30 protein-coding genes are annotated in these 26577 nt (G+C 61.7%); 18 read left to right on the plus strand and 12 right to left on the minus strand.

Translation table 11 applies throughout. The features are described 5' to 3' along the window. Window positions 1–32 precede the first annotated feature (32 nt). Window positions 33–308, minus strand: coding sequence for a hypothetical protein (locus tag P0D70_RS17910; protein WP_091792954.1), 276 nt, complete (start codon window positions 306–308; stop codon window positions 33–35). Between the two features lie 232 nt (window positions 309–540). Next, complete coding sequence (locus P0D70_RS17915; protein ID WP_408185483.1) at window positions 541–1800, minus strand: JmjC domain-containing protein; 1260 nt, start codon at window positions 1798–1800, stop codon at window positions 541–543. Window positions 1801–1832: 32 nt separating this feature from the next. On the opposite strand from P0D70_RS17915, the gene P0D70_RS17920 reads away from it, so the two are divergent. Then, window positions 1833–2372 (plus strand): FKBP-type peptidyl-prolyl cis-trans isomerase, encoded by a 540-nt coding sequence (locus tag P0D70_RS17920; RefSeq protein ID WP_011488927.1) that lies wholly within the window; start codon window positions 1833–1835, stop codon window positions 2370–2372. Here the strand turns inward: P0D70_RS17920 and P0D70_RS17925 are convergent. Both P0D70_RS17925 and mutS read right to left on the minus strand, forming a co-directional pair. Then, window positions 2352–3746, minus strand: a complete 1395-nt coding sequence (locus P0D70_RS17925; protein WP_408185484.1) for a hypothetical protein — start codon at window positions 3744–3746, stop codon at window positions 2352–2354. The genes P0D70_RS17920 and P0D70_RS17925 overlap by 21 nt on opposite strands. Next, a complete protein-coding gene (gene mutS, locus P0D70_RS17930; protein WP_408185456.1) occupies window positions 3733–6429 on the minus strand; it encodes a DNA mismatch repair protein MutS in 2697 nt (898 codons plus the stop codon). Before mutS ends, P0D70_RS17925 begins: the two co-directional genes overlap by 14 nt. A 175-nt stretch (window positions 6430–6604) precedes the next feature. Between mutS and P0D70_RS17935 the strand changes: the two genes are divergently transcribed. Beyond that, window positions 6605–7879, plus strand: coding sequence for a tyrosine-type recombinase/integrase (locus tag P0D70_RS17935; protein ID WP_408185457.1), 1275 nt, complete (start codon window positions 6605–6607; stop codon window positions 7877–7879). Here P0D70_RS17935 and P0D70_RS17940 read toward each other — a convergent pair. From P0D70_RS17940 to P0D70_RS17975, 8 genes are all read right to left on the minus strand, one after another. Then, a complete protein-coding gene (locus P0D70_RS17940; RefSeq protein ID WP_408185458.1) occupies window positions 7833–8138 on the minus strand; it encodes a helix-turn-helix transcriptional regulator in 306 nt (101 codons plus the stop codon). The genes P0D70_RS17935 and P0D70_RS17940 overlap by 47 nt on opposite strands. A 126-nt stretch (window positions 8139–8264) precedes the next feature. Continuing rightward, window positions 8265–8495, minus strand: a complete 231-nt coding sequence (locus P0D70_RS17945) for a hypothetical protein (protein ID WP_408185459.1) — start codon at window positions 8493–8495, stop codon at window positions 8265–8267. Between the two features lie 8 nt (window positions 8496–8503). Next, a complete protein-coding gene (locus P0D70_RS17950) occupies window positions 8504–8848 on the minus strand; it encodes a hypothetical protein (RefSeq protein ID WP_408185460.1) in 345 nt (114 codons plus the stop codon). 104 nt (window positions 8849–8952) lie between these two features. After that, the gene (locus P0D70_RS17955) at window positions 8953–10221 is read right to left on the minus strand and encodes a ParB/RepB/Spo0J family partition protein (RefSeq protein ID WP_408185461.1); all 1269 of its coding nucleotides are present in this window, start codon (window positions 10219–10221) and stop codon (window positions 8953–8955) included. Then, window positions 10214–10528 carry a hypothetical protein gene (locus P0D70_RS17960; protein ID WP_408185462.1) on the minus strand — a complete coding sequence of 105 codons (315 nt, stop codon included), beginning with the start codon at window positions 10526–10528 and terminating at the stop codon, window positions 10214–10216. Before P0D70_RS17960 ends, P0D70_RS17955 begins: the two co-directional genes overlap by 8 nt. Beyond that, entirely contained in the window at window positions 10518–10763 is a 246-nt protein-coding gene (locus P0D70_RS17965) for a hypothetical protein (RefSeq protein ID WP_408185463.1), read from the minus strand. The genes P0D70_RS17960 and P0D70_RS17965 overlap by 11 nt, the downstream gene beginning before the upstream one ends. Continuing rightward, on the minus strand, window positions 10760–11098 hold the full coding sequence (locus tag P0D70_RS17970; RefSeq protein ID WP_408185464.1) for a beta-hexosaminidase: 339 nt from the start codon (window positions 11096–11098) through the stop codon (window positions 10760–10762). Before P0D70_RS17970 ends, P0D70_RS17965 begins: the two co-directional genes overlap by 4 nt. Window positions 11099–11113: 15 nt before the next feature. Then, entirely contained in the window at window positions 11114–11299 is a 186-nt protein-coding gene (locus P0D70_RS17975) for a hypothetical protein (protein WP_408185465.1), read from the minus strand. A gap of 628 nt (window positions 11300–11927) precedes the next feature. Here P0D70_RS17975 and P0D70_RS17980 point away from each other — a divergent pair. The 16 genes from P0D70_RS17980 to P0D70_RS18055 all read left to right on the plus strand — a co-directional run bounded on the left by P0D70_RS17980 (window position 11928) and on the right by P0D70_RS18055 (window position 26571). After that, window positions 11928–12683 carry a hypothetical protein gene (locus tag P0D70_RS17980; RefSeq protein ID WP_408185466.1) on the plus strand — a complete coding sequence of 252 codons (756 nt, stop codon included), beginning with the start codon at window positions 11928–11930 and terminating at the stop codon, window positions 12681–12683. A gap of 219 nt (window positions 12684–12902) precedes the next feature. Next, window positions 12903–13550 (plus strand): hypothetical protein, encoded by a 648-nt coding sequence (locus P0D70_RS17985; protein WP_408185467.1) that lies wholly within the window; start codon window positions 12903–12905, stop codon window positions 13548–13550. After that, a complete protein-coding gene (locus tag P0D70_RS17990; RefSeq protein ID WP_408185468.1) occupies window positions 13498–15570 on the plus strand; it encodes a phage terminase large subunit family protein in 2073 nt (690 codons plus the stop codon). The genes P0D70_RS17985 and P0D70_RS17990 overlap by 53 nt, the downstream gene beginning before the upstream one ends. A gap of 2 nt (window positions 15571–15572) precedes the next feature. Further along, window positions 15573–15776: a phage head-tail joining protein gene (locus P0D70_RS17995; RefSeq protein WP_408185469.1), complete on the plus strand. Its 204-nt coding sequence runs from the start codon at window positions 15573–15575 to the stop codon at window positions 15774–15776. 1 nt (window position 15777) lies between these two features. Beyond that, the gene (locus P0D70_RS18000) at window positions 15778–17247 is read left to right on the plus strand and encodes a phage portal protein (RefSeq protein WP_408185470.1); all 1470 of its coding nucleotides are present in this window, start codon (window positions 15778–15780) and stop codon (window positions 17245–17247) included. A gap of 70 nt (window positions 17248–17317) precedes the next feature. Further along, complete coding sequence (locus P0D70_RS18005) at window positions 17318–19384, plus strand: prohead protease/major capsid protein fusion protein (RefSeq protein ID WP_408185471.1); 2067 nt, start codon at window positions 17318–17320, stop codon at window positions 19382–19384. 67 nt (window positions 19385–19451) lie between these two features. Next, on the plus strand, window positions 19452–19781 hold the full coding sequence (locus P0D70_RS18010; protein WP_408185472.1) for a DUF2190 family protein: 330 nt from the start codon (window positions 19452–19454) through the stop codon (window positions 19779–19781). 17 nt (window positions 19782–19798) lie between these two features. Further along, entirely contained in the window at window positions 19799–20089 is a 291-nt protein-coding gene (locus P0D70_RS18015) for a head-tail joining protein (protein WP_408185473.1), read from the plus strand. Continuing rightward, on the plus strand, window positions 20086–20514 hold the full coding sequence (locus P0D70_RS18020) for a hypothetical protein (RefSeq protein ID WP_408185474.1): 429 nt from the start codon (window positions 20086–20088) through the stop codon (window positions 20512–20514). Before P0D70_RS18015 ends, P0D70_RS18020 begins: the two co-directional genes overlap by 4 nt. A 60-nt stretch (window positions 20515–20574) precedes the next feature. Beyond that, window positions 20575–21495 carry a phage tail tube protein gene (locus tag P0D70_RS18025; RefSeq protein WP_408185475.1) on the plus strand — a complete coding sequence of 307 codons (921 nt, stop codon included), beginning with the start codon at window positions 20575–20577 and terminating at the stop codon, window positions 21493–21495. A 58-nt stretch (window positions 21496–21553) separates the two neighbouring features. Continuing rightward, window positions 21554–21892, plus strand: a complete 339-nt coding sequence (locus tag P0D70_RS18030; protein WP_408185476.1) for a hypothetical protein — start codon at window positions 21554–21556, stop codon at window positions 21890–21892. Next, complete coding sequence (locus tag P0D70_RS18035; protein WP_408185477.1) at window positions 21844–22269, plus strand: DUF1799 domain-containing protein; 426 nt, start codon at window positions 21844–21846, stop codon at window positions 22267–22269. The genes P0D70_RS18030 and P0D70_RS18035 overlap by 49 nt, the downstream gene beginning before the upstream one ends. Window positions 22270–22320: 51 nt before the next feature. Continuing rightward, window positions 22321–25149, plus strand: coding sequence for a phage tail length tape measure family protein (locus tag P0D70_RS18040; protein ID WP_408185478.1), 2829 nt, complete (start codon window positions 22321–22323; stop codon window positions 25147–25149). Next, window positions 25149–25646 carry a hypothetical protein gene (locus tag P0D70_RS18045; RefSeq protein WP_408185479.1) on the plus strand — a complete coding sequence of 166 codons (498 nt, stop codon included), beginning with the start codon at window positions 25149–25151 and terminating at the stop codon, window positions 25644–25646. Before P0D70_RS18040 ends, P0D70_RS18045 begins: the two co-directional genes overlap by 1 nt. Continuing rightward, entirely contained in the window at window positions 25646–26185 is a 540-nt protein-coding gene (locus P0D70_RS18050) for a DUF1833 family protein (protein WP_408185485.1), read from the plus strand. The genes P0D70_RS18045 and P0D70_RS18050 overlap by 1 nt, the downstream gene beginning before the upstream one ends. Continuing rightward, complete coding sequence (locus P0D70_RS18055) at window positions 26182–26571, plus strand: NlpC/P60 family protein (protein WP_408185480.1); 390 nt, start codon at window positions 26182–26184, stop codon at window positions 26569–26571. The genes P0D70_RS18050 and P0D70_RS18055 overlap by 4 nt, the downstream gene beginning before the upstream one ends. Window positions 26572–26577: the final 6 nt, after the last annotated feature.

The raw sequence follows: 26577 nt of genomic DNA on the forward strand, positions 1-26577 counted from the left end.
TTTTCGCCCAGAGGCGAACCCTATGCAGCAGCTTACTGGCTTGCGCCCGAAGCCGGAGCAGCAGCCGAAGCAGCAGCGTCCGAAGCAGCAGCGCTTGCGTCCGAAGCAGCGGTCGTAGCCGAAGCAGCAGCGTCGCTCGCAGCAGCAGCAGCACCCGAAGCAGCAGCAGCCGAATCCGAAGCTGCAGCAGCCGGTGCCGAAGCAGCAGCTGCGTCGCTAGCCGGGGCAGCGGCTTGGTCGTTGCTCTTGTTGCATGCAGCCAGTGCCACAGCTGCCAACAGGGATGCTACGAGGAGGGATTTCTTCATGATCACGTCCTTTTATGGTTTAAAGGTAAGCAACAGCGCAAAATAAAACCGGTAATGTGCTCCAACACCGACCTGGGCCGCTGGTGGAGACGCTCTTTTGACGAGCTGGAATCTTCCCTACGGCTTGGGCGGAAATTATATGCACTTTCGTACTGACAATCCATAAATCCGGGGTCAATACGTTGTCTTTCTCATACAAAATTTCACTGTACGGTATAGCAGGTAGGCGGAGTTACGCAAGCTCGCCCACTTGTATCCAGCCCGCACAATACCACTCGTGTAGCCGTGCTGTCACCGACGAATCGTGTGAGAGTGTTACAAAGCGTTTCGCACTCATACAGCGGTGATCTGCGAGGTCAAACAACCACTTTTTTGCGCCATCGAATGACGTTTCCTCTCCATTTATGAAGAAAAAACGGCGGTTGTACAACAAATTGGTCTTGCGGTCCAGCCGAATACCTGACTTCAAAGCCTGACTGATGAAACGTGCTTCATTAAGCGGCCTTTGCGGCGGATCAAAGACGACACTCGGCTTGGGTTCGCTGAGATACGTGCCAAGGAACGACGCAATATCCTGCTCTTTCCATTCAATGCCAGCAAGGATTGCGCCAACCCTTTCGACGAGCGCCGCCGGCAGTTCAGCCGGACGTTCCACAGCGGGCTGCTGAGGATCACGGTAGAGCGCTCCCGCATTGCCCGACGACTCGCCGCGCTCGGCCAGATGATAGAGGAACTGCGCGGTCAATTCGTTTGCGGACGGGGCGCGAAAACCGATCGAGCAGGTCATGCATTCGCCTTCAGCGACTCCGTCGTGCGCGATGTGCGGCGGCAGGTACAGCATGTCGCCCGGTTCGAGCAACCATTCCTCTTCGGCCTGGAAATTCTGTAAAACTTTCAAAGGCAAGCCGGCTTGCAGTGTCAGATCTTTCTGCGCGCTAATGCGCCAACGCCGCTTGCCTTTTACTTGCAAAAGAAACACATCGTAGGAATCGAAGTGGGGGCCTACGCCGCCGCCGTCACTTGCATACGAGATCATCAGGTCGTCCAGACGTGCGTCCGGCACGAAGCGGAAGCGGTCGAGCAGGGCGCGCGCGCGATCGTCGTAGAGATCCACACCTTGCACGAGAAGCGTCCATGCGCGCTGCTTCAGCGAAGGCAGTTCGTCAGGCGCGAACGGACCGTGCTCCAGCTGCCATTTATTGCGGAAATGCGTGATCAGACGTGCTTCGACTTCGTCCTGATCGGCCAGCTCGAAAAATTCTTCTCGCGAGAGCGGCGCCTCGACATTCGGGATCGCCTGGCGAATCAGCAGCGGCTTCTTCTGCCAGTAGCGGCGCATGAATTGCGACGGCGTCAGATTGCCGAGCAGCGGTGTAGGCGTGTCCGGCGCGGGCGGCAGAACCGGAAGAGCGGACAGAGCCGGCTTTGAAGCCGGCGACGAATTCCGTGCCGATGCAGCGTCGGCCGGGTGGTCAGTGGGCCGCTTGGGCATCGTATAATGTGAGTTGTATTCTGGAGAATCGAATGAAAATCGCAAAGAACACCGTCGTGTCGGTCGCTTACAAGCTGTCGGATGCGCAGGGCAATCTGATCGAGGAAAGCGACGAGCCGATGGTCTATCTGCACGGCGGCTATGATGGCACGTTCCCCAAGATCGAGGAAGAGCTCGACGGCCATGAGGCCGGCTTCGAGACCCAGATCCAGCTCGAGCCGCAAGACGCGTTCGGCGAGTACGACCCCGATCTCGTGAAGATCGAGCCGCGCGATCGCTTCCCGGAACCGCTCGAAGTCGGCATGCAATTCGAAGGCACACCCGAAGAAGGCGACGAGGACCTCGACTCGCTCGTCTACGTGGTGACCGACGTCGCGGAAGACAAAGTCGTGCTCGACGGCAACCATCCGCTCGCCGGCATGGCGCTGCGTTTTGCGTTGACCGTGAAAGACGTGCGCCCGGCTACCGAGGACGAAATCCAGCACGAACACGCGCACGGTGCCGACGGCCTCGAAGTCCTCGACGATGACGAGGACGACGAAGAGGACAAGTCAGGGCCCACGCTGCACTGAACTGGCGGGCACGCCGGGCATGCTTGAAGAAGCGCCCGGCGTGCGCGGCTGCGTAGCGGAGGCGGGCGGGGTCGAGGTGGCCGGCCCGTATCCACCGCCGCCCTGATCGGCCGGTATGCGCGGCTGCTGATCCAGTTGCGAGTCCCCGGGCGATTGCAACAGCGGCGGCAATTCCGATGCGGGTCCGAGCGCGGGTACAGCCGGCATGGATGCCGCCGGTTCGTCGCGTGGCATAACAGGCTGCGCCGTGGGCATCGGCATCTGCTTCGGCACGTCGCGCACACTCACGCGGAACGGCGGTTTTCTGCCGAGATCCGCTTCCACCTGAATCCACTGATTGAGCCGATCATGCGGCGCGAGCGCGACACGCGTGAGATTCGTCACGAGCATTCCCTTGTCATTGCGTAGCGGCTGATCGATGACGAAGCCGGCGCTCGCACGTTCGTCGTCGCAATGAATCACCAGCACTGGCCCGCGGAAAATCTGCGCGAGCTTGACGAGGCTGCGTTTGAATTCCAGGAAGCCGTCGCGGCGGGTATTGCGCGCAAAACGCAGCCATGCGAAACGGTCGGGCCGTTCGTAACGTTCAGGGTCCGGGTCGCCTTGAATGAACACGACAATTGCGCGCGCGTCGCGGCGTTTCGCATATTCGCCGGCGTGTTCCAGCCAGAACGCATTGGCGATCACGCGATCTTCGAATTCACCGTTGCGCCCGCCGGCAGTCAGATAGTGATTGTTCGGACTCGGCGCGTTCAGGCCGACGAACACCGTATCGCCCACTTGCCAGCGCACGTTCTCACGATACGGGCGAAAGCGCGAGACTTCGCTTTCACGCGTCAACACGATCGGGTTCTGGCCCATCGACGTGGCGTCGCTGAAGAGTGTCTGGCGCAACTGATCGAGCCGTTCGACCGGGTCGAAGCCGCCGGCCTCGGCCGTGCCGCAATCGGCCCAGTCATGCTGGCCGGGAATGAAGAAGAGGGCGGGTCGCGACGCTTCCAGCAGCGCGTGGCGACGTTCGTAGAGCGCATCGCGGCAGGCCTCTTTGGCGCCCTTCAGATTGCCGTCGTACACGATGAACGACATGTCGCGCTCGCGGCTGATCGCGTCGATCAGCCGCTGCGTCGGCGCTTCGTCGGCGGGGCTTTGCATCGTGTTGGCGATGACCGCGAACGTGTAGCGCGGCGTGTCGGCGTAGGCCGCTGGCGCGTAGGCCGATAACCCCGCCACTAATCCCACTGACATCACCGCAGACAGCCCCGCGAAGAGTCCCGCGTTCAGCACGCCGCTGCCCGAGAGCGTGAGGGCGAGAGTCAGCGCCGCGCGAAGTTTGCGCGGACGCTGCGGGCGCCTGTGTGCGTCAATGATCCGCATCCGGCGCGGCGGCCAGTTCATGCAATTCGTACAGCAGATCGAGTGCTTCGCGCGGCCGCAGATCGTTCGGATCGATGCCGCGCAAACGCTCCACAAGCGCCTGCATGGCAGGCGATACAGCCTGCGCCGCGTCCGACTCGCGCTCGTCATCCGCGTCTTCGAGCAGCATCGGCATGGGGGCGGCGAACAGATCGAGTTGCGGTGCGGGTTGCGCGGCCGATTGCTGTTCGAGATGCGCAAGATGCTTGCGCGCCGCGCGAATCACCGCGTTCGGCACGCCGGCGAGTTGCGCGACCTGCAGACCGTAGCTCTGATTCGCCGGACCTTCGCTGACCGCGTGCAGGAACACGATGCCGTGCCCATGCTCGACCGCCGACAGGTGTACGTTGGCCGCCTGCGGAAACTCGGCCGGCAGCTGCGTCAGTTCGAAGTAGTGGGTGGCAAAGAGCGTATGGCAGCCGTTGTGCGCAAGCAGATGCCGCGCGATGGCCCACGCCAGCGCGAGCCCGTCGAACGTTGAAGTGCCGCGGCCGATCTCGTCCATCAGCACGAGACTTTGCGGCGTGGCGTCGTTCAGGATCGCGGCGGCTTCGGTCATCTCGACCATGAAGGTGGAACGGCCGCCGGCCAGGTCGTCCGCAGCGCCGATACGCGTGAAAATACGGTCGATCGGGCCGAAGGCGGCGCGCCGCGCCGGCACATAGCTGCCCACGTAAGCGAGCAGCGCGATCAGCGCGGTCTGCCGCATGAAAGTGGATTTACCGCCCATGTTCGGGCCGGTGATCAGCAGCAGTTTGCGCTCGGGCGTGAGCGTGCAGTCGTTGGCAATGAACTGTTCGACTTGCGCCTCGACAACCGGATGCCGTCCCTGCTCGATTTCAATGCCGGCGTCCGGCGAGAACGTGGGCGCGACCCAATCGAGCGCGCGGGCGCGCTCGCCGAAGGCCGCGAGCAGATCGAGTTCGGCGAGCGCCGAAGCGACGCGCTGGCAGTCGGGGATAAAAGGCAGCAGCGCCTGCAGCAACGCGTCATAGAGCGAGCGTTCGCGGGCGAGCGCGCGTTCCTGTGCGGACAGCGCTTTGTCCTCGAACGTTTTCAGCTCCGGCGTGATGTAGCGCTCTGCGTTCTTCAGCGTCTGGCGGCGGCGATAGTCGTCCGGCACCTTGTCGGTCTGGCCGCGCGTGACTTCGATATAAAAGCCGTGCACCTTGTTGTACTCGACGCGCAGATTGCCGATGCCCGTGCGTGCGCGCTCGCGAGTTTCGAGGTCGATCAGGAACTGCCCGCAGTTCTCCGAAATATCTCGCAACTCGTCCAGTTCCGCATCGTAGCCGCGCGCGATCACGCCGCCGTCGCGCACCATGGCCGAGGGCTCCTCGGCGACCGCGCGCTTGAGCAGTTCGACGCAGGCTTGCGGCGGCTCCAGCGAGGCGTCGATGCGCGCCAGCGAATCGGCATTCGCCGAAACGGCGGCGAGCTGCGTGCGCAATTCGGGCAACGCGATAAACGTATCGCGCAGACTCGACAGATCGCGAGGCCGCGCCGAGAGCAGCGCGAGACGCCCGGTGATCCGCTCGATATCCGAGATTTGCCGCAACGCGCCGCGCAACGCGTCGACGCCGGCGCCCGGCGGCGCGTCGAGCAATGCGCCGATTGCCTGCTGACGCGCCTGCGCCACCGCCGATTCGCGCGGCGGATGATGCAGCCAATGACGCAGCAGACGGCTGCCCATGGTCGTGCAGCAGGTATCGAGAAGCGAACAGAGCGTGGGCGACTCGGTGCCGCGCAGCGTTTCAGTCAGTTCGAGGTTGCGGCGCGTGGCGGGGTCGAGGCCGATATATTCGGATTCATACTCCACCTTCAGGCTGCGCACGTGACGCAATTGCTGGCCTTGCGTGGCGGCGGCATACAGAAGCAACGCACCGGCCGCGCCGCATGCGCAGGTCAGCGAATGCGCGCCGAAGCCGTCGAGGCCGGCCACTTCCAGTTGGTCGCACAAGCGCTGCGTGCCCGAGGTGATGTCGAAGTGCCAGACCGGCACGCGGGTGAGGGCGCCCGCATTGACCGGTGGTGTCCAGCTCGCCGAGTCGCTGGGCGTGTCGGCCACCAGAATTTCCGCCGGACGAATGCGCTCCAGCGCGGCCGCTACCTGGTCGGGCGCGACTTCGGCGAGGCGCAACGCGCCGCTTGCCAGATTCAGCCATGCCAGGCCGACGCTGCTCGCGACGCCACGCCGATTGTGCGCGACGCACATGGCCAGCAAGTAGACATCGTTCTTATCCGAGAGGAGCGCGGCGTCCGTGAGTGTGCCCGGCGTGACCACGCGTACCACTTTGCGCTCGACCGGGCCCTTCGACGTAGCCGGGTCGCCGATCTGTTCGCAAATCGCGACGGATTCGCCGAGCTTCACGAGCTTGGCCAGATATTGTTCGACCGCGTGGTGCGGCACGCCGGCCATCTTGATCGGATTGCCCGCCGACGCGCCACGCTGCGTGAGTGTCAGATCGAGCAGGCGCGCGGCTTTTTCCGCGTCTTCGAAAAAGAGCTCGTAGAAGTCGCCCATCCGGTAGAACACCAGCGTGCCAGGATGATCCGCCTTGATGCGGAGATACTGCTGCATCATCGGCGTGTGACTGCTAAGGTCGATGCTTGGTACGTCAGGTTTTGCGGTCGTTTCTTCCATCTATCCTATATCCAGCAAGGCGCGGGGCGTTTTTGCGAGTTTCTGTCTAGGTACACCTGTGTACGAGAGCACATTGCAAAACTTGGGTGCTTAGCGTAGGTTTCTCGTCGAGAATTCCTTTTAACCTACGCCGGCGTCGCTTCGCCGATTTCCGGTAAAACCTACGCCGACTCTCATGCACTTTGATGCCCGCGCGGCAAAGCAACTTGGGCCCGGTCAACACCTCACTGTGGCCGATTGTCCCGGCTTACGCTTGGTGGCGACAACGAGGACGAAGAGCTGGACCTATCGCTATAAGTCGCCCGTCGACGGGCGCATGAAGCAAACCAAAATCGGGGAGTGGCCGGCGATGTCACCAGCTGCTGCAACCGTCGCTTGGGAAAAGCTTCGTGAGGCGCGTAACGAGGGGCAAGAGCCCGTTGCCAAGTCACGGCAATCGAGTAAAGCCCCGAACGGCGATATGGTACCGCAGACGTCGAAATACACGGTGGGAATCCTGTGCCGTGACTACCTTGAGGGGCACGTCGAGCGCAACCGCAAAACGAGGGGTGCGAAGGAGATTGCACGTATGTTCCGCACGATGCTCGGCTCGCTAGCCGACGCGACTGCCGAAACGCTGACTCGCGCCCAAGCGTTCGACCTTCTTGAGTCGCACGCCCATATTCCGGTTCAGGCTGCGAAGCTGCGTGCCGAACTGGGAGCGGCATGGGAATATGCTCACGATGCCGGCCGCCTGTCGCAAGACGCGCCAAATTGGTGGCGTTTGATCATGCGCGGCAAACTGAAAAGCAAGGGCAAGTCAATCGGGGGCAAGCGGGTTGGGAAGAAGCGAACGCTGACAGATGCTGAACTGACGGCCCTGATTCCATGGCTGCCGAACTTTAGCCGAAGCGTCTGTGACGTATTGACGCTATACCTCTGGACCGCAACACGTGGCGCCGAGATCGTGAGCATGGAAGGTCGCGAGGTGACTGAGGAAAGCGACGGCTGGTGGTGGACGATTCCGAAGGAGAAGACTAAGAACGAGCGGCACGAAGATGCCACCGATTTGCGAGTGCCTCTTATTGGCCGCGCCGAAGCGGTAGTGCGACGTAGGCTGAGCGTCTATGGCAAAGGTTATCTGTTCCCACCGGCGAATGGATCGGCTGCGCACATAGAGCAGAAGGTTGTGCAGACAGCCGTGCACTATCACCAGCCCTATTCGAGGACCCGGCCGGAGATGGTGCGCCCGAGACTGCCGGTAACGGTCTGGGCGCCACACGACCTGCGTCGCACGATACGAACGATGCTGGCATCAATGGGCTGCCCGGACGAAGTGGGCGAGGCTGTAATCGGTCACATGCAAGAAGGCATCAAAGGCGTGTACAACCGGCACGCCTACGATGCGGAGCGACGAGTCTGGCTTACGCGGGTGTCCGAGAGGCTTGAGCAACTGGCGGGAGGTCGCTGACGGTCGCTGCAACCGACTTCTTTCGACGGGCGCCGGTGTTCGCTGGCGGAAGCAAGTCGGAGATCGGCCGCTGCTCTGCCCAATCTTCAATCTCCCGGAGCAGCCAGCCAACGCGGCGACCGGACAGCAGTCTCGGCTTTGGGAACTGGTCTTGACGGACCAGCAGCTGAACAGTTGCCGGCGCGAGAGACACGATCGTGCAGACAGTTTCGAGATCGAGATACAGCGGCTTGACGAGTGCGGTTTTCGTATTAGCCATTTCGAGAACCCCTAGAAGCCGAACTCGCGACAATCTTCGCGTGCAAAGTGACTTGGTCGCGTGCCGATTGCCGTTGGCCGTTGATGATCAAGGGCACATAGCGGCGTGAGCTGATCGGCGCGCGGCTCATGAGTGCACCTCTTCGTCGCCAGCACATGCAATGACAAAGCAGTATTTGGCGAGTGCTCTCTCAATGCAGCCGCGTAGCTCGGCCGGCGTCGCAACCATCGCATCAGGCTCATCTGCGGGACCGCTGCGGTCTGGTAGTTCGCATAGTTGCTCGATCAATATCGATCCGAACTCGATTTCGTTGGCCTTGAAGTCTTGCGCTCTCAAATCTTGTTTTGTCTTGGTCATGGTCGTTCTCATGTCGACGGGTGCAGTGCTCGGTCAAGCTGCATCAAACCGGTTTCGATAGACAAGCGGGCCTGTTCTGCCCACGTGCGGGCTTCCTGCGCTGCTTTGTGTCGGCTATAGCTGCCTAACTCGTCCCGCATGAGGTCGAGAAGCTCGATGTCGGCGCGAAGGGCGATGCACTCGACCAGTTGGCGGATCTCGATGCGAAGGGCAGCGAGCCGCGCGGCGGTGGCCAGTCGGGAATCCGGCTGGCCTTCGTTCGTCTTGATGGGTTTGCGCCGCGAGAGCGGCGTTTCGTCGCTCTGGATCGTTTTGGGGGGCGGGAGAACGCTGCCGTTCACGTCGTCGCTCAATGCGCGCGTGAGGGCAGCGCCAGCGCGGGAATGGCGTGAGCGCCTATTGCGGTGCTCCCGCTTACGCGGCAGCGGATGTGGGGTAGAAGCAGCCGGGCGAACCGTCATTTGGCCACCCCCGTTGCCATTTCCTCGGTCCAGTCGGGATCGGGTGCACTCCAGAGCTTGTCGAGCCATGCGCGAACGGCAGGCGCTTCCTTTGTTTTTCCAAGGCGGGGATCCTCAAGCCTGCGGGTAAAAAAGGTTACAGCGGCACGAATCGCCTGGCCTCGTGTCAGATAAGTCGGCTCACCTTCGTGCCATGAGCAGGGGCTCGTTCCAGAGCCGCTTCCCATGCGGTATGAAATTGAGGAGATCCATTTCCCGACTGCGATCTGCGCCAGATGAATCTCGGCCGGATGTAATTTGAGACGCGTCGAGATCGGTGCCTTGATTGTTTCGTGATCAACGTACACACCGTGCGCGTTCGGTTTCGAGATCCGATATTTCCGGCGCGTCGGTGGTAGGGGATCCAGTAGATCCGCGTGTGGCGTCAGGGCCGTGTGCACGCCAGCGATGGTGCCGGGTGACAGTTTGCCGAAGACTGGGTCATGCAGAACGGACTGCAGGGCCTGCAAAAGTTGCTTTGCCTGGACGTCGGTGATCTTGTGTGTCGCCGGCTTGTTAAGAGCCTTCTTGGTGACTTTGGTTTTCCCACTGGCCTTTACCTGTGCTGCCGCGTTCGAGAGGCGCTCGAGAGCTTTCTCGCCGCCATGCGTCCGGATCTCCTCGATCGCGAGCGTCGACGCAACAACCTTCTCGCGAACCAGCTTGTGAAGAGCGGCCGGCGCCTGGGCTAGCAGCAGTACGTCGCGGATCGTCTGGTCCGTGATGTTTAGCCGCTTGCAGATTGTGGCATTGGGCTCGCCGAGTTCTTGCAGTTCAACGACCTTCTCCGCCAGTTGTAGCGGCGTCAGCTTTTCGCCATCGTTGTTGGTGATGCCCGAATAAATGAGGTTGACGCGGTTGACTGATTTCGCCTCATCGATAACGATCGGCAGGCGGTCAATCTCGGCACCTTCCTGGATAGCCATTAGTGCCGCGTGATAGCGGTGCTGCCCCTCGTACACGAAGATTCGGTCTTGACCGCCAACCTTGCGCACGAAACAGCCAAGCGGCTTTTTACGGTCGTATCCGTTGGCCGTTATCAAGCTGGCCAGGTGACGAACCCGCTCCATATCCAGCGGGCGGACGTTGTCGCGTGGATCGTAGTGGATCTCGCCGGGCGGGACAGTCCATAGATCCGATGATCCGCCGCCGGCCGCCTTGACCGCGGCCTTCGTGTTGCCGGTGACGATCATTGCGTCGAGAACGAGCGGGCTGGTCTTAGCCATGATTCGCCTCCAGCGTGTACGGGATACCACCCACATCGGCGAAGGTGGCATCCGGGGCATAGTGAAATAACGTGCCGTCAAACGGCGCAATGCCTACGCCGGCGAGCCAGTAAACGAGCCGTTCGTCGGAGCGCCGGATAGCCTGCCGCACGACCGTGGCTCGCACGAGCATGTGCAACTCAAGGCGGAGTGCCTGCGGATCGGCGTGCCGCAATGCGGCCTCAACACTGTCGATCGTGAGCGGGGCCGTCTGGCCAGCAAAGAGAGCGATCAACGCCTTGCAGATCGGGGAGAGGTCAGTCGACATGTTGTCTCCGGAGGCGACCGTAAAGTGTGGCGCGCAGGAACGGCCGGGCAAAGCAGATAGCGCAGAACAATGCGATAGCCGCCACGATCAGCTTGCCTGCGGAAACGCCAGCGAACAGCCAGAGCACGGTGTCTGCGAGACCGAACAGACAGCCGATATGACGCTGCTGAGCGGTGCCGGTGAGGAACCACGCAGAGCAGCACGTAGTAGTGGCAACGAAGAGGGCGAAGATCACGCAACCTCCTTCGCGCGAATTGCACGAGGCTTACGTTTCTTAGCCTTGGCGATTGTCGTTGCAGCGAGCGACTCGGCCTGTTTGCGGCGACTCTTTTTGATCACAGTCGCGCAGTCGTCCTCGTTCGGATACGAGATGGACGTGCCGACGACGGCGCTTCCGTCCATGATCATGTAGAGCGTGTGGATGCTGCCGGCAAGCGGCCGCCGCGCGACGACATACTTCCCAACCATGACCGGCGTCGTCGGACGCGGTGCCATCGGGTCGTAACGAACAATCGATCGCAATCCGATAGTGTCTCGCCGCGTCAGCTCCGGCGGAGCGTTGAGATTCATTCTTTGCATGTGGCGTTATTCCGTGTCGCCAGCGGCGAGACTTTTGCCGTCCGGCATGGTTTGCTCGGGTAGCGCGCGTTTCTTGCGTAGCTCGGCACAGTTGGCGAGGCAGATGCGCAGCGCTGGATTGGAGATCGAGTCGAGGGCGGAGCCGCGCAGATGGCAGAGACGGTGTTCCCGTGCAATATCGGCATCGGTCACGGGAATCCGTCGAGTCATCGCGCTTAAACCGTCGCCCGAATCGGAGGCTGTACGCACTGTAGTGGGAAGCGGTCGATCTGCCTGTCTGAGGAAAGCGTGCCGTTCTTTGCACGCGCCGATGGACGCGGGCCAATAATGTTTCGTCACTATGAGCGGTGCGGACACTGTCTGGGGCGTGGCGAGATTTTGCAGCATCCACCAAAGCCCCGCGAGGGCCGCCAGATCTGTCCGGACTGCGATGGAAACGGACGATTGCCGATTGACGAAGCTGCCCGATCACAGGCCATCGGTGTGCCGTTGCCGCGATACCGTCGTCATTGGGCGAGGCATTTTCGCGACATGCTGGCGTTGCTGGATCACGTCGACGGCGCTGTCGTGGACACGATGCGTCGGCAGATGCGAGGATGAAATGGCTTGCGTTTCAAGAATCGATCGAATATATTTCGGCCATCCTTTACCGAGTCACTGGATACATGGAGCGCCCGCCAACTCGTGGCGCAACCCTTTCGGCGACATACGAATAATCATAGGTGCCCGTTAGGTCGTGTGGAGGCGTTCGCCTTCACAAAACGCAGAATTCAAAGCCCTGAGTGCGAAAGCCTCGGGGTTTTTGCATTTGGAAGTCGCTATGTCTCGTGGCTCATTTCAGATCCGGGTCGACGCCAGCTCGCTGGTGCGCGGCATTGACGATAACGTGCAACGTCAGTTGCCATTCATCCAGGCGACGGCGCTGAACAACACGGCGAGGCAGGCTCAGTCTGCATTGAAAGCGGCGATGCCGCAGTACTTTGACCGCCCGACACCGTACACGTTGAGCTCGACGCGTATCACGTACGCGACCAAAGCCAAACCGGTCGCAACAGTCGGCTACAAAGACGACTCCTTCAAGGGGACGCCGGCAACGAAATATCTGCTGCCCGAGGTGGACGGCGGCACGCGAAACGTGAAGCGCGTCGAGTCGTTACTACGGGGGAAAGGTCTTCTGCCGTACGACATGTACGTCGTGCCGGGCAGCGCGGCGCAGTTGGACCGGTATGGAAACTTCAGCCGTGGGCAGTATTCGAAGATCCTTGCGCAGCTGCAGGCTTCGCGTGATCGAACGCAGAACGAAACGAAAGCGTCGCGCGCCCGAAAGCGGCGCAATCCGTCGGCTGATGCCCGCTACTTTGTTGGGCGGCCCGGCGGTGGCCGCATGCCGCTCGGCGTGTGGGCGCGCTACCAGTTTGCACACGGCTACGCAGTCAAGCCGGTGCTGCTGTTTGTCAAAGCGCCGCGTTACACCGCGCGTTTCCCTTTCGACCAGATTGTGGCGGATGTGGTCGACGTGAACCTCGGCGCGAACGTCGCTGCTGCGTTCGTGTTGGCTGCGTCGACGTCGCGATAGACGCTGTGGACCGCTGGGGGATAGGGCGCCCCTATGCGGAGCGGCAGGTCATAGGACACCACTGGGTCCTTCCGGGGCGTCAGCCGATGCGGGTAATTCGAGCCCCATCACACGCGCCGTCAAAGCAACTTTTCAGGGTAGTCACTCTGGTAGTCAGGTAGTCATTCTGGGGGTAGTCGGGTAGTCACTGACTGCCCCTTTTCCGTTTCTGGAGGCCGCATGGCCAAGCTTGGGCAAAGGGCGTTTGCCCGGCACATTGGCGTGACGCTGCGCGCGGTGCAGAAGGCGATCCAGTCCGGACGCATTGCTGTCGATGCAGACGGCAAGATTGATGCCGATGCGGCCGTGGCGGCATGGCGTCGCAATACGGATGAGTCGCGGCGCTCGATTACCGACCAATCACGCTCATCGCTCGCGAACGCGGCGTTTTCAATGCCGTCTCCTTCGGCTAATCCTGACGATGATGAGGATGACGACGACGTTCCTGCTGCCGCGAGCAAGGAAGACCCTTCGATGGTCGCCTATCGCGCTGCGCGGGCGGCGAGAGAACAGACGCGGCTCGAGCGCGAGCGCATGGACCTCGAGCGTGAGCGCGGCACGACGCTGCCGCTTGCTGACGCACAGCGCCTCGCCTTCACCGCATTTCGTACGGTGCGCGATAACGTGATGAACATCCCTGTTCGTCTGAAAGACGCGCTTGCTGCAGAGACTGATCCCGTCAGGGTCGAGTCGGTGCTCGAGGCGGAGCTCGTTCGCGCGCTTGCGTCTGTGGACGCGACGGCGCTCCTGAGCGACAACGATACGGATGACGCCGATGGGAGCGACCGAAGCATTTCTGAAGACGATCACGGAGGCGATACGGCCTGACAGGCGGATCGGCATAGCCGAATGGTCAGAGAAGCATCGCGTGCTGCCGGAGAGCAGCCCAGAGCCGGGTAAATGGCGCAATGAACGCACGCCGTACCTCGTCGGCATCATGGATGCGCTCTCGGGTCAGCCGAGTGCTGTCACGCGCTACGCGCACGACGATGACCGGCCGTTCGATAACAGCCGCGTGATTACGGTCGGTCTCATGAAGGGCCACCAGCTCGGCGGCTCGGCGCTGGGTGAAAACTTCATCGGTCGCTGCATCACGACAGCGGCCGGCAACATCCTCGCCGTGTTTGCGACGTACGACGACGCCGAGAAGTGGGAAATGGACCGCTTCGAGCCGATGCGTTCGTCGACGCCGGATCTGCGCCGCCGTGTGCGGGACGCGATGAAGAAGGGCAGCGAAAACACCAAGCTGCGCAAAAAATTCCCCGGCGGGTTGATGAACCTCGTCAGCGCGACGAGGGCAGGCCGCCTGAAGTCGACGACGGTGCGCTACGTGCTGCTCGAGGAAATCGACGAGTACGTGCTCAACGTCGACGGTCAGGGCAATCCAATCGAGCTCGCGAAAAACCGCACAAGTAACTTTGGTCGGCGCGCGAAGATTTTCGCGAACAGCACGCCGACTATCAAGCGCCGTTCGCAGATCGAAAAGTTGTACGAGGCCGGCGACCAGCGGCGGTATTTCGTCCGGTGTCCGGATTGCGGGTCGCCGCAATTCTTTGACTGGCGCAAGGGCATGCGCCGCTCGCCGGACGATCCGGGCGTCGTGCTGTATTACTGCCAGACGGGCTGCGGCGCTGGCAATCCTGAAAGCGTGTGGAAAACGCGAGGCTATGAGGGCGCTTACTGGATGCCGACCGCGCCTGGCGACGGCAAGACGGCCAGCTTCCATCTGAGTGCGCTGTACGCGCCGCTCGGATGGCGTCCGTGGTCGGACCTGATGGACGACTGGGAAGCGGCGCAAAGCGACACCGACAAGATGATCGCGTTCGTCAACAACGCGCTTGCCGAGTGTTGGGAAGACAAGAGCGCGGAGATGAAGTGGGAGACGATCAAGCGGCGTGCGGAGCCGTACAAGCTGCGCACGATCCCGCTCGGCTGTCTGCTGCTGACCTGTGCGGTCGATACGCAGAACGACCGCCTCGAAGTCGAGATTTCCGGCTGGGGGCGCGGCATGCGCAACTGGACAGTCGACCACGTTGTCTTTCGAGGTGACCCGGCGTTGCCTGACGTGTGGAATCAGCTCGACAGGTATCTCGACACGCCGATCGTCAACCAGTTTGGCGTGGCGATGCGCATCGAGCTATGTGCTGTCGACTCGGGCGGCAGTCGCACGCAGGACGTGTACGACTATTGCCGGCTGCGGCGCCATCGTGGTGTATTCGCCATCAAGGGTGCGAAGGAGAAGCACAAGCCGATCATCGGTCGCCCGACCGATCAGGATGTGACGGTCAAGGGCAAGACCTATCCGAACGGCGTGAAGCTCTGGCCGGTCGGCACCGACACCGCGAAGAGCCGCATATTTGGTGCGCTGCTCGGCGACGAGGATCGTGAAGTCGTTGACCGGCGCATGCACTTCTCCGTCGATCTCGACGACGAGTACTTCGAGCAGCTGACGGCAGAGGCGTACAACCCGTCGAAAGACCGCTGGGACAAGCTCAGAAAGCGCAATGAGGCGCTCGACCTGAAGGTCTACAACTTCGCATGCGCGTATCACCCACGCTTGCGCCTGAATGCCTATCAGGATGCCGACTGGGCAGCGCTCGAAGCGGTGATCGAGCCGCGTGTGCAGGATCTGTTCGCGTCCGTTCCGGCTCATGAAGTGCCGGCGCCGGAACCGGCTGGCGCGGCGGAGCCGGCTGACGCGAACACAGCTGTGCTGGAGGTTGCTCCGGACGCGGAGCTCGCGGTGGCGACGGTCGATACGGCAAGCGAACCGGCGGCGCCAGCGACCGACACGGGTGCGATGCAGAACTCATGGATTCCACGCCGGGACAACTGGCTGAGGCGATAGATATGGCATTTACCCAGCAGAACCTCGACGCGATCGAGAAAGCCATCGCGACCGGCACGCTATCGGTCGAATACAACGGCAAGCGCATCACCTATCGTTCCATGGGCGACCTGTTAAAGGCGCGCGATGTGATCAAAACCGAGCTGGCGAAGCAGCAGTCGCCCAGCGTACCGCGATCCAGCATCGCTATTTATCAACGGTTCTGACATGAAGACAAACTTTATCGACAGGGCCATTGAATACGTGGCGCCGGGGCTCGCTGCGAGACGGATGCGCGCGCGGGTTTCGATCCATGCCGCACGCGGATTCGACGGCGCCAAGCGCGGGCCGCGCTCGGCGGGCTGGCGTGCCTCCGGTGCAAGCTCGACGGCGGAGGTGCTGCCCGCGCTCGGCATCCTGCGCAACCGGGCACGGGATCTGGTGCGTAACAACCCGCACATCCGGCGAGCGCTCAAGATTCTTGTGGCAAACGCGATCGGGACGGGTGTGCAGGCCAAATTCGGCGACAAGACTCTCCAGAAGGTCTGGAAGCGGTGGGTCAAGGTTTGTGATGCTGGCGGACTGCTGGACTTTTATGGGCTGCAGGCGCAGGCGTACAAGGCCCTGAAGGAGTCGGGCGAAGTGCTGCTCAGGTTTCGCACGCGCCTGCCGCAGGACGGCCTGGAAGTGCCGCTCCAGCTCCAGATCCTTGAGATCGATTTTCTCGACACGTTGAAGGTCGGTCCGGTCGACGGCGGGTTTGTTGTGGCTGGCGTGCAGTTCAACATGATCGGCCAGCGCACCGGTTACTGGCTATTCGATCAGCACCCCGGAGAAGTGGCGCAGGTGCCCCGCAACATGCTGAGTCGCTTTGTGCCGGCTTCGGAGATCATCCACCTGTTCGATGCAATCGATCGGCCCAACGCAGTGCGTGGGTTCCCCTGGCTTGCTTCTGCGATCTGGAAAGCCCGCGATCTCGACGAGTATCAGGACGCCGAGCTCGTGCGCAAGAAGATCGAGGCCTGCTTCGCGGCGTTCGTCACGTCGAGCGACGAGGGCTTTCAGGTTGGGCGCACAACGGCATCCGCGCCTGGCGATCCTCGTCGCGTGGAGTCGCTGTCGCCTGGCATGATCGAGTATTTGCGGCCGGGTGAAACTGTTGATTTTTCCGCACCTGCAACCAGCAACGACTACGAGGGGAATGTACGCGTCGACCTGCGCGCGATCGCTGCTGGCACGGACACCACGTATGAGCAGCTGACCGGCGATTATTCACAGGTCAATTTCACCAGCGGTCGCATGGGCAAAATGGAGTTCAAGCGTTTCCTCGAGCAGGATCTGTGGCTCATCTTCATCCCGATGTTCTGCGAAGCGGTCGCGAGCCGCTTCGTTTCGACCGCCTATCTCGCCGGCAGGACGACACAGCCGGTAGCGGATGTGTCCTGGTCGCCGCAGCGCATCGAATTTATCGATCCGTTGCGCGAAGCAAACGGCATCATCGCGTTGATCGACGCTCGCCTGAAGAGCCGGCATCAAAGTATCCGCGACCTCGGCGAAGACCCGGACGAGGTCGATGCAGAGATCAACGCAGATCCCCTCGCAATTGAGGTGCCCGTTTCCGGCCGTTCTCTCGACGCGAAGTCGGCACACGATGTTCTTGAGCGGCTGGAGCAGATCCTGTCAGCGGTGCCGCAGTAGTCGTCGCAAAGCAACTTTGAAACCTCTGAAACGCCCGCTTTCATGCGGGCGTTTCCTATTGGAGTGAACCATGCCCGAACCCGTTAATGGTCGTCGCGGCGGTGCCGGCGCACCGTCGGCGATGCCTCTTCAAACGCGCCTGCAGCCGGTTGGGTCTGTTGATGCGCAAAACCGCACGGTTGATGTCACCTGGACGGCCGGCGCACAGGTACAGCGATACGACTGGATGCGTGACCGCACATACATGGAGGAGCTCAGCACCGATTCGGGGGCCGTCCGGATGGATCGACTGCAGTCTGGTAATGCGCCAGTTCTGAACGATCACGACCGCTGGGGTGGCCTCGATTCGGTGCTCGGTGTCGTGTCCAGCGCGTCGCTCGATAGCGCGAGCAGCACCGGGCAGGCGCAGCTTCGCTTTTCATCGCGTGACGCGGTGCAGCCGTATTTTCAGGACGTGCAGGACGGCATCCTGCGCAACATTTCTTTCGGCTACCGGACGTATCAGTACGACATGATCCCGCCCGGCCAGGAAGGCAACGATCAGTGGATTTACCGCGCGACCGACTGGGAGCCGTACGAAATCTCGCTGGTTTCCATCCCGGCGGATCCGAACGCCACCGTGCGCAATGCAGGCGGCACGCCAGACCAACGCTTTTTCCCTTGCGAGTTCGTGGATCGAAGCGCAGGGGGTTCTTCTGACGGGGCACGCGCCTCGCAACTTAACCAAGGAGCTGTGATGCCCGGTGAAAACCAACCTCAAACCCCCGCAAATCCGTCCGGTCCGGATGCCTCGGAGGCGGCACGAAACGCTGCAGCTGCGGCCCAAAGCGAAGCCGCTCGCAATGAAGGTGCAGCGGCGGAACGTCAGCGCATGATGGATCTTCGCACGGCCGTCCGCGCGAGCGTGCTGGACAATCAGGATGAGTTGCTGAACGGCTTCATCGAACGCGGCGTGACCGTCGACGCCGCGCGCGCTGAAATCCTGCGCCTGCAGGCCGAGCGCTCAAACGCGAATCCGCAACGAGGCGCGGCGAACATCGTCACCGTGACCGACGAAACCGATGTGCGCCGTGCCGCGATGACGGACGCGGTGATGCATCGCGTGAACCCGCGTCATGAGCTGAACGATGCGGCCCGCCAGTATCGCGGCATGACGCTGCGGGAAATGTGCCGCGAGGCGCTGGAAGGGGCCGGCGTCGACACGCGCGGCATGGACCTTCGCCAGCTGGCTGGCATGGCGCTCGGCATGACGGGCCGTGCGGGATACACCTCGACGTCGGATCTGCCGATCGTCTTCGGCAACGTGATTAACCGGACGCTGCGCGACGCGTATTCGGCGGCACCTCGGTCCTTCACAAGCTGGGCACGTCAGGGCTCGCTGACGGACTTCCGCCCGGCAACGCGCGTGCAGGTCGACGGCGCCCTGAAGCTGGAAAAGATCAACGAAACCGGCGAATACAAGTACGGCAAGCTGACCGATAGCGGCGAAGTGATCCAGCTCGGCTCGTACGGCAAGATCATCAACTTCACGCGCCAGATGATCATCAACGACGATCTTTCGGCGCTGCAACGCGTGCCGTTGTATTTCGGCCGCGCGGCTGCCAACCTCGAATCCGATGTGGTTTACGGTTGCCTGACCGCCAACCCCGCGATGTCGGACGGCAAGGCGTTGTTTCATGCCCAACATGCGAACCTCGGCGCGGGCGGTGCAATCTCGATCGACACGCTGACGGCGGCCCGTACCGCGATGCGCGTGCAGAAAGCGCCAGGCGACGGTACGCCGCTCAATACCGCGCCGAAGTTCCTGCTCGTGCCGGCTGCGCTCGAAACGATCGCCGGTCAGTACACCAGCAATCAGTACACGCCGAATCAGGCCACGCAGCAGAACCCGTTCTTCAACACGCTCACGCCGATCGTCGAGCCTCGTCTGGATGCGGTCAGCGCCTCGAGCTGGTATCTGGCCGCCGATCCGTCCGCGATCGACACGGTCGAATTCTGCTACCTCGAAGGCGAGCAGGGCCTGTACACGGAGCAGGACCTGGATTTCGACGTCGACGGCCTGAAGGTCAAGGCGCGGCTCGATTTCGCTGCAAAGGCAATCGACTATCGCGGCCTGTTCAAGAATCCGGGCCAGTAATCCCACGCGTGTGCCGGCCGCGTGCCGGTGCAGTTCAGTCCATGTCAACTTCAGAAGGAACTGATCTATGAATAACTTCATTCAAAAGGGTCGTACAGTCACGGCCACGCTGGCTGCAGCGGTCACCTCCGGGCAGCTGGTGCTGCTAGGCAATGGCAAGCTGCCGGCCGTCGCTTCTGGCACCTACGCTGCCAATGTCGAGGGCGAGTACAACACCGGCGGTGTGTACGAGTTACCGAGCGCGACCAATGGTGCCGCAGTCGTCGGCGACCGCGCCTATCTGGATCCGGCAACCGGCGTTGTCACGGCGACGGCAGGGGACAACGATCCGGTCGGTCATTTCGCAGCGCCCAAAGCTGCAGCCGATGCCACCGCGCGCGTGCGACTGTGGCTGTAGGCGATTTTGATCCAGGTGTGTTCTGGGATGCGTTTGCAGCCGCCGGCATGCTGAAGACAGCGACGTTCGCGTTGGGCGATGGCCCAACGCGGGACGTCCAGGTTGGATTTATGTCGCCGGACGAGCTGCAGCTCGACGGGCAGGTCACGGTGACCGACTATCAGATCGAGTACCAGAGCGCCGACCTGCCGGACCTGCGGCGTGATTCGACGCTCACGATCGGATCGGTTCGTTACCGCGTGCGACGACCGCCGCGTCGCAAAGACGACGGCTTCTTCAGCGTCGCCGATCTGGAGGCAATGAAATGACTACACGCCGTGAATCCTATGTCGCTGCCCTCATGACTTTGCTCGGAGCAAACGCCGGTCTGCAAGCGCTCGGCATGACTCTCAAACGCTCGATAGCTGAGGCAATCGACAGCGGTGAGTCTCCGGCGCTTGTTGTGCATCGTGGGCGCGACGTGGTTGCCGATTCGAATATCGGTCGGACGACGCGATCGTGTGCCGTGATGCTTACGGCGGTCGTGCGCGACCCGGCTCCGGACCGGGCTGCCGACGAACTGTTCGAGTTTGCTCATCCGGTCGTTATGCATTTCGATGCTGACGGTGTGGTCGGCGTGAACGAGGAAACGACCGACGAACCGGAGACTGCGGAGATTGAGGGCGGCGTCGGTGTCGTGACGTTGCACTACACCATTCTGTATCAAACGAACACCGACAGCCTGATCGACTGACATCGCGGTCGCCGCGTCACCTATTAATCTAGAGGAGTTGATATGGCCGGGTCCAAATCAATGAAGAATTCCGTCGTGCTGGCGGCACTGCAGGTGGCGATCGGCACGCCGGCCGTACCGACATCCGCCGACGATGCGATGCTGGTGAGCAACATCAGCGCCAAGCCGGTCGCAGCCGAATACGTGTCGCGCGACACGATCCGCCCGTTCTTCGGCAACGACCAGCAGCTCACGGCGGGCTGTCACGCCGAACTCGATTTCGAGATCGAAGTGGCCGCCTCGGGCCATGCAGGTACGCCGCCGGCATGGGGCCGCCTGCTGATTCCATGCTATTTCTCGGAAACCGTCACGGCGGACACGAGCGTTGTCTATGCGCCGGTGAGTGTGCAACCGACCACGCCGTTGACGCTGTACTACTACCTCGACGGACTCCTGCATAAGCTCACCGATGCGTACGGCACGGTTTCGTGGGACTTTACGGTCAAGCAGATCCCGAAGCTGAAATTCCACTTCATGGGCGTGTATAACCCGGTGACCGATTCGCCGATCCCGGCCGGCACGGACTTCTCGAAATTCCTCGTGCCGAGGATCGCCAGTACGCAATTTACGTCGTGGCAGATGCATGCGTATAGCGGCCCGCTGCAGGCGTTGTCGCTAGATATCGCGAATACCCTGAACTGGTCGCAACTGATCGGTTACGAGCGGGCGGAGGTCACAGACCGCAAGCCTACGGGCAAGATCACCATGCAGCTGGGCTCGGTCGCGGACAAGGACTGGTGGACCTCCGCGAAAGACGCGCTGCTTGGGGCGCTGACGATCACGCACGGTGTCGGTGCCGGCAACATCGTCCAGCTCGACGCGCCCAAGGTGCAACTGACCGACCCGTCGTACACGGATCAGGACAACAAGGTCATGCTCGACGCGACGCTCACGGTTACGCCGGACGCAGGCAACGATGAGATCATCATCACCGTAAAGTAACTTTGCAGTTCAACGACGCGGGCCGCCATGTGCGGCCCGTTTTTATTTGAGGATTCGAATGCCATACGTTCTCGCGAAAGATCCCACTTTCACGACACTTGTCAGGGTCGTCGAACCCGGCACCGCTGACGATGGTTCGCTCGAAACACACGAATTCACGGCGGAATTCAAACGGCTGAAGCGTGACGAGGCGGAAGCGCTCATGAAGTCGGGCCAGCTGGCCTATGTGGCGCTGGCGGATGTGCTTGTCGGCTGGTCGGGATTGAAAGGCGTCGATGGCGCGGATCTGCCGTTCACCGCAGAGTACCGTGACGCGCTTCTGCAGATCCCGCACGCGATCGTGGCTTTGTGGGATGCGTTCCTGCTGAATACGTCGGGAGCAGCACGAAAAAACTGATTGACGCGGCGCGGCGGTGGGCGGGCGTCGCGGTCGATGAGAACCGGGTCGATGCCGGTGTCGCAGCAGCGCTCGCGGCTTTCGGCGCACGACCGGAGGACGTTGAAAGGGCGCGCGAGCAGCAGGCTGAAAACGACTTCGAGGTCTATCCGGAGAACTGGCGGGCCGTTCAGGTGTTCCTTGCGCTGTCGACGCAATGGCGCACGGTCGCAATCTCAACGATGACCAAAGCTCGTCTCATTCATACAGGGCTCGACTATTCGGCAGTCGAGCCTGTCTTTCGGATGATGGGTATCAGATCGAAGCGCCGCGCCGCGATATTCCAGAAACTCAGGGTGATGGAGGAAGCCGCGCTCGATGCGTTGCTGCCTGAATAGCCCTGTCTGCAGACGCCCCTCGTTGAGGGGCTTTTTAATTGACGGATCGATATGGCTGGAACAAATGGGTCGCTCGGCCAGCTGGTCGTACAGATCACGATGGACCCGTCGTCATATCAGGCGGGTGCGCGTGGCATCAGGTCGGATGCGCAGGCTATGGCCTCGACCGTGGCGAAGGCGGGTGAAAGTGGCGCCGCCAGCATGGACAGGATCGGCGTGCATACGGCGGGCGCGCGCAAAGAGATCGTGGTCATGGCTCACGAGCTCGCGACCGGCAGTATCAAAAATTTCGTTGGTTCTTCGATGGTGCTCGCCGAGCGCATGGATGCGATCGCGTTGATAACCAGTCCACTGGGGCTCGCGCTCGGTGCTGTCGTTGGCGTGCTGGGTGCGTTCGCCGTTGCTGCGGTCAAGGGCCATGAGGAAGCGCAAGCGCTGGCGAACTCGTTGCAGGTCACCGGCAATTACGCAGGCCTGACGGCGAGCAGCTTTGCCGCCCTCGCGCAGCAGATTTCCTCCGGCACTGGCGATGGTTTCGTGACTGCACGCGAGGGCTTGCAGGCGTTGGTGTCGACGGGCCAGATCACAGGCCAGTCGCTCGAAGTGCTTGGTGAGGACGTTGTGCGAATGCACGACCTGACCGGTGAGAAGCTCGACGATATCGCAAAGGATTACGCCAGGATGCCCGAAGGCGTCGCGAAGTGGGCCGAGCAGCATAACCAGAGCATGCACTTCATCACGACGGCGCAATACGATTACATCCGGCAGCTTGAAGACGCCGGTGACAAGCAGGGCGCCATGCTCGTTGTCGCGAAGGCGCTCGACGACCAGCTGCGCAACGAATCGCTCAAGAACCTCGGGCTGCTGGAAACTGCCTGGCGCGGCGTTGGCAATGCCATCAGTAGCACGTGGGAGTGGATGAAATCCATTGGCCGCGCGGAGACGGCCGCCGAGCAGATCGCGAGTGCGAGAGCGGAAGTGCAGCGGCTGCAGAACGCCTTGAATGCGCCCAGCGGCCAGATGAATGCCGACCTGCTGCAACCGCAGTTGCAGGCCGCGCAGGCGAAGCTTGAGTCGCTGAACCGCGATGCATTGCGTGCGCAGGATGCCGCGACCGACAAGGCGCAGCAGGCACAAACCCAGCAGGCCGGCATTGCCGCTTCGGACTTCCTGAAGAAACTTCAGGACGAAGAAAAGGGCATCAACCGCGTCAGCCAGGCGCTGGATGACTATCGCCAAAAGGTCGCTGACTATAACAAGGCCAATCCGGATAGTCCGGTTTCGAAGCAGCAGCAGGCCGCCGATGAAGCGTATCTGCGCAAGCAGTACAGCGACCATTCGGGGCAGTCCGAGGCAAACAGGATCCGCAAGAGCATGCTCGATGCCGCGCTCCAGACGACCAAAAACGGGCTGGACCTGATCCAGTCGGCGTACAAGGCTGCGGACGACCAGTTGCAGGCGCTGCACAAAGCCACTTTGATTTCCGATCAGACTTTCTACACAGCGGAAATCACGGCGGCCGACGATGCTGCCCAGAAGCAGATTGCGGCCTATGAACAGGAGAAGAAAACGCTGCAGGACGCGTACTGGAAAGCGCCACTCGACGAACGGATCAGGATCACGCAGGAGATCGGCGAAGTCGATACGAAGATCGCGAAGGTCCGGCAGGATAACGCCGCGAAGGATGCGGTCTATCTGACGCAGCAGACTGACGCGCAGCGCAAGTACCAGAAGTCCATCGAAGATACACGCGACGCGCTTCTCGCGCAGGCCGGTGTGACCGCTCCGAAGGCCGCGCACGACTACGATGAAAAGAACCGCGGTGCGATGCTGCAGGCGGCGACAACCGGTGATCTTGGTGGCGCCGCTTTCCTCGACCAGAACCGCCAGCTCACGCTGCTGATTGCGCAATACAACGACGTTATTGCGCAGTCGAAAGAAGCGCAGAACAGCATTTCGCTCGATCAGCAAACCGGTGTCACCGGCCTGCTCGATGCGTTCTCGCAATTGCGCTCGAATTCGGCGGACACGGTGCAGTCGTTGCAGTCGTTGTACGAGCAGGTGAACAGGCTGTCCTGGCAAACGACGGATGAGGGTGTGCTGCGTAATCTTGACCAGTTGCGCGACAAGATCCGCCAATCGATGCTCGATAGCCAGAACTACTTTCAGGATTTCGCCGATGCCGGCAAGAGCGCTTTCTCCGGCATGTTCTCGGACATCGTGACTGGGTCCAGAACGCCCGCGCAGGCGGTTCAGTCGATGGTCTCCAGCATGCTGGCTTCGTTCGCGCAGCTTTTTGCGAACAAGGCGTATTCGAGCATCGTCAACGGACTGTTCGGCTCATTGTTCCCGACGTCGACCGCCGCGACGGGAGGCGCCGCATACGGTTTCACGATGCCGTCGTCGATTCAGGGCAGCGGTTCCCTGTTCGGCACCGGTGCCGGCTTGATGTTTGCAGGCGGTGGCGACGTGTCGGGGCCGGGCACAGGAACCAGCGACAGCATCAACGCGAGGCTCTCGAATGGCGAGTTTGTGGTGCGAGAGAGCGTTGTCTCGCAGCCGGGCGTTCGCTCGTTCCTGCAGGCCCTTAACGGTGGGCAGGGTATCAGTGGCCGCAATCGATTTGCCAACGGTGGGTATGTGGGCGACGACGCGTCGAGCAGCTCTGTATCTGGACCGAACGTCGATCTGCATATCCACAACGCGCCGGCCGGCGCTCAGGTCAACCAGACGAAGATGCCAAATGGTGGTCTGCGGCTCGACGTCATTCTGGAAAAGGTCGATCAGCACATCGCGTCCGGCATCCGTTCCGGGCGGGGCGCGACGGCCCGCACCATGCAGCAGCAGTACGGGCTTAATCGAACTGTGGGGCAAACCTGATGGCAGATCTTCCGACGTGGCCGGCCATGCTGCCGGATCCGCGTGCGAGCGGCTACGGCATCCAGCCCGTGACACCGTACGCGCGCACCGATATGGATAGCGGTGCCGCCCGGCAGCGGCGCCGCTTCACCCGCGTCCCGTCTCACGTGTCAGTGACGTGGCGTTTCACTCACGCTGAGCACGCGCTGTTTGAGGGCTTTCTTGCGTACGAGATCAACCTCGGCACGGACTGGTTTGCGGTGGGACTGCTCAATGGCATGGGCGTGAATCAGGTGCAGGCGCGGTTCATGGACGATCCGCCGTACAAGTCCGCGATCAGCGACTCGCGTGCGTGGTTCGATGTGACCGCAACGCTTGAAGTGAAGGCGCTGCCGTTGCCCTCGCGCGACGAGTACGAAGTGCTGCGCACGTACACGGCAGCTGAAATTGCCGCGATGGGAGATCCGCTTCACGACTTCATTCACGCGAAATTGCCGGGCCCCATGAGGTGGAACTGATGGCGACAATTACCGACGCGCTGGCGGAAGTCTACGCCAGCAATCCGCAAGGCGAGGTCGTGCTGACGACGCTGGAATTGCGTCATTCGTCATTTATCGACGATGCAGGCAATCCCGCGCCGATCCGCGTGGTCGCCGACTACGACGATCTGGTTGCAACCCTCGAGAGTGACGCACCGCTCAATGCTGGGCAGAGCGTGACCTTTACCGCCGTTGCGTTCCAGTTCGCGTTGCCGTCAATGGAAGAGGGGCAGGCGCCGCAGATTGACATCGTGATCGACGGGGCGAGCGCGGAAATTATCGGTCATCTCGAAAGTGCGGTCACGCAGACCGAGAAGATTGAATGCACACACAGACGTTTTCTGGCATCGAACCCGGCTGCAGGTCCACACGACGAGGAACCGCTGACGCTGTATGTCGCCAGCGCCAAAGTAACTTTGACGCGGGTCACTGCGACGGCGGCGCTTACGGACATTAATAACAGTCCCTTTCCGTCGGACGTCTACAGTCCCGATGTCTTTCCGGGGCTCGTGCGATGACTCCAGACCAGGCCAATGCCTATATCGGTCTTCCGTGGGTGGACGGTGCGCGCGGTCCCGATTGCTTCGATTGCTGGGGGCTGTTGAGCTGGGTCCAGCTTCACCATTTCGATGTTGTGCTGCCTGAACTGCCGGCCTTACCGGATACGCGGCGCGACCTCTATCGCGCGCATATGGATACGGGGGCGTGGCGTCTTATCGAGCGTCCGGTCCACGGAAGCGGGGTGCTACTGCGCGGCGGGGATCGCCCGCACGTCGGCGTCTACCTCGATCTCGATGGAGGTGGAGTACTTCACGCGCAGGAAGGGGCGGGCGTCATCTTCACCGAGCGGTCGAAACTCAAGAAAGTGGGGTATCCACGTGCTAGCTGGTACAGCTTCCTATAAGGCGAC

Origin of the sequence: Paraburkholderia sp. RL17-381-BIF-C (assembly GCF_046026435.1) — a bacterium.
Classification (GTDB): Bacteria; Pseudomonadota; Gammaproteobacteria; order Burkholderiales; family Burkholderiaceae; genus Paraburkholderia.

Coding starts and splice junctions, on each gene's coding strand:
- P0D70_RS17980 (WP_408185466.1), top strand. CDS start 11,928: ATGTCTCGTGGCTCATTTCAGATCCGGGTCGACGCCAGCTCGCTGGTG.
- P0D70_RS17920 (WP_011488927.1), top strand. CDS start 1,833: ATGAAAATCGCAAAGAACACCGTCGTGTCGGTCGCTTACAAGCTGTCG.
- P0D70_RS17995 (WP_408185469.1), top strand. CDS start 15,573: ATGGCATTTACCCAGCAGAACCTCGACGCGATCGAGAAAGCCATCGCG.
- P0D70_RS18050 (WP_408185485.1), top strand. CDS start 25,646: ATGGCGACAATTACCGACGCGCTGGCGGAAGTCTACGCCAGCAATCCG.
- mutS (WP_408185456.1), bottom strand. CDS start 6,429: ATGGAAGAAACGACCGCAAAACCTGACGTACCAAGCATCGACCTTAGC.
- P0D70_RS17935 (WP_408185457.1), top strand. CDS start 6,605: ATGCACTTTGATGCCCGCGCGGCAAAGCAACTTGGGCCCGGTCAACAC.
- P0D70_RS17915 (WP_408185483.1), bottom strand. CDS start 1,800: ATGCCCAAGCGGCCCACTGACCACCCGGCCGACGCTGCATCGGCACGG.
- P0D70_RS17940 (WP_408185458.1), bottom strand. CDS start 8,138: ATGGCTAATACGAAAACCGCACTCGTCAAGCCGCTGTATCTCGATCTC.
- P0D70_RS18000 (WP_408185470.1), top strand. CDS start 15,778: ATGAAGACAAACTTTATCGACAGGGCCATTGAATACGTGGCGCCGGGG.
- P0D70_RS18030 (WP_408185476.1), top strand. CDS start 21,554: ATGCCATACGTTCTCGCGAAAGATCCCACTTTCACGACACTTGTCAGG.
- P0D70_RS17955 (WP_408185461.1), bottom strand. CDS start 10,221: ATGGCTAAGACCAGCCCGCTCGTTCTCGACGCAATGATCGTCACCGGC.
- P0D70_RS18005 (WP_408185471.1), top strand. CDS start 17,318: ATGCCCGAACCCGTTAATGGTCGTCGCGGCGGTGCCGGCGCACCGTCG.
- P0D70_RS17990 (WP_408185468.1), top strand. CDS start 13,498: ATGGGAGCGACCGAAGCATTTCTGAAGACGATCACGGAGGCGATACGG.
- P0D70_RS17910 (WP_091792954.1), bottom strand. CDS start 308: ATGAAGAAATCCCTCCTCGTAGCATCCCTGTTGGCAGCTGTGGCACTG.
- P0D70_RS17970 (WP_408185464.1), bottom strand. CDS start 11,098: ATGAATCTCAACGCTCCGCCGGAGCTGACGCGGCGAGACACTATCGGA.
- P0D70_RS17960 (WP_408185462.1), bottom strand. CDS start 10,528: ATGTCGACTGACCTCTCCCCGATCTGCAAGGCGTTGATCGCTCTCTTT.
- P0D70_RS18010 (WP_408185472.1), top strand. CDS start 19,452: ATGAATAACTTCATTCAAAAGGGTCGTACAGTCACGGCCACGCTGGCT.
- P0D70_RS18020 (WP_408185474.1), top strand. CDS start 20,086: ATGACTACACGCCGTGAATCCTATGTCGCTGCCCTCATGACTTTGCTC.
- P0D70_RS18055 (WP_408185480.1), top strand. CDS start 26,182: ATGACTCCAGACCAGGCCAATGCCTATATCGGTCTTCCGTGGGTGGAC.
- P0D70_RS18025 (WP_408185475.1), top strand. CDS start 20,575: ATGAAGAATTCCGTCGTGCTGGCGGCACTGCAGGTGGCGATCGGCACG.
- P0D70_RS17985 (WP_408185467.1), top strand. CDS start 12,903: ATGGCCAAGCTTGGGCAAAGGGCGTTTGCCCGGCACATTGGCGTGACG.
- P0D70_RS17945 (WP_408185459.1), bottom strand. CDS start 8,495: ATGACCAAGACAAAACAAGATTTGAGAGCGCAAGACTTCAAGGCCAAC.
- P0D70_RS17925 (WP_408185484.1), bottom strand. CDS start 3,746: ATGCGGATCATTGACGCACACAGGCGCCCGCAGCGTCCGCGCAAACTT.
- P0D70_RS18045 (WP_408185479.1), top strand. CDS start 25,149: ATGGCAGATCTTCCGACGTGGCCGGCCATGCTGCCGGATCCGCGTGCG.
- P0D70_RS18040 (WP_408185478.1), top strand. CDS start 22,321: ATGGCTGGAACAAATGGGTCGCTCGGCCAGCTGGTCGTACAGATCACG.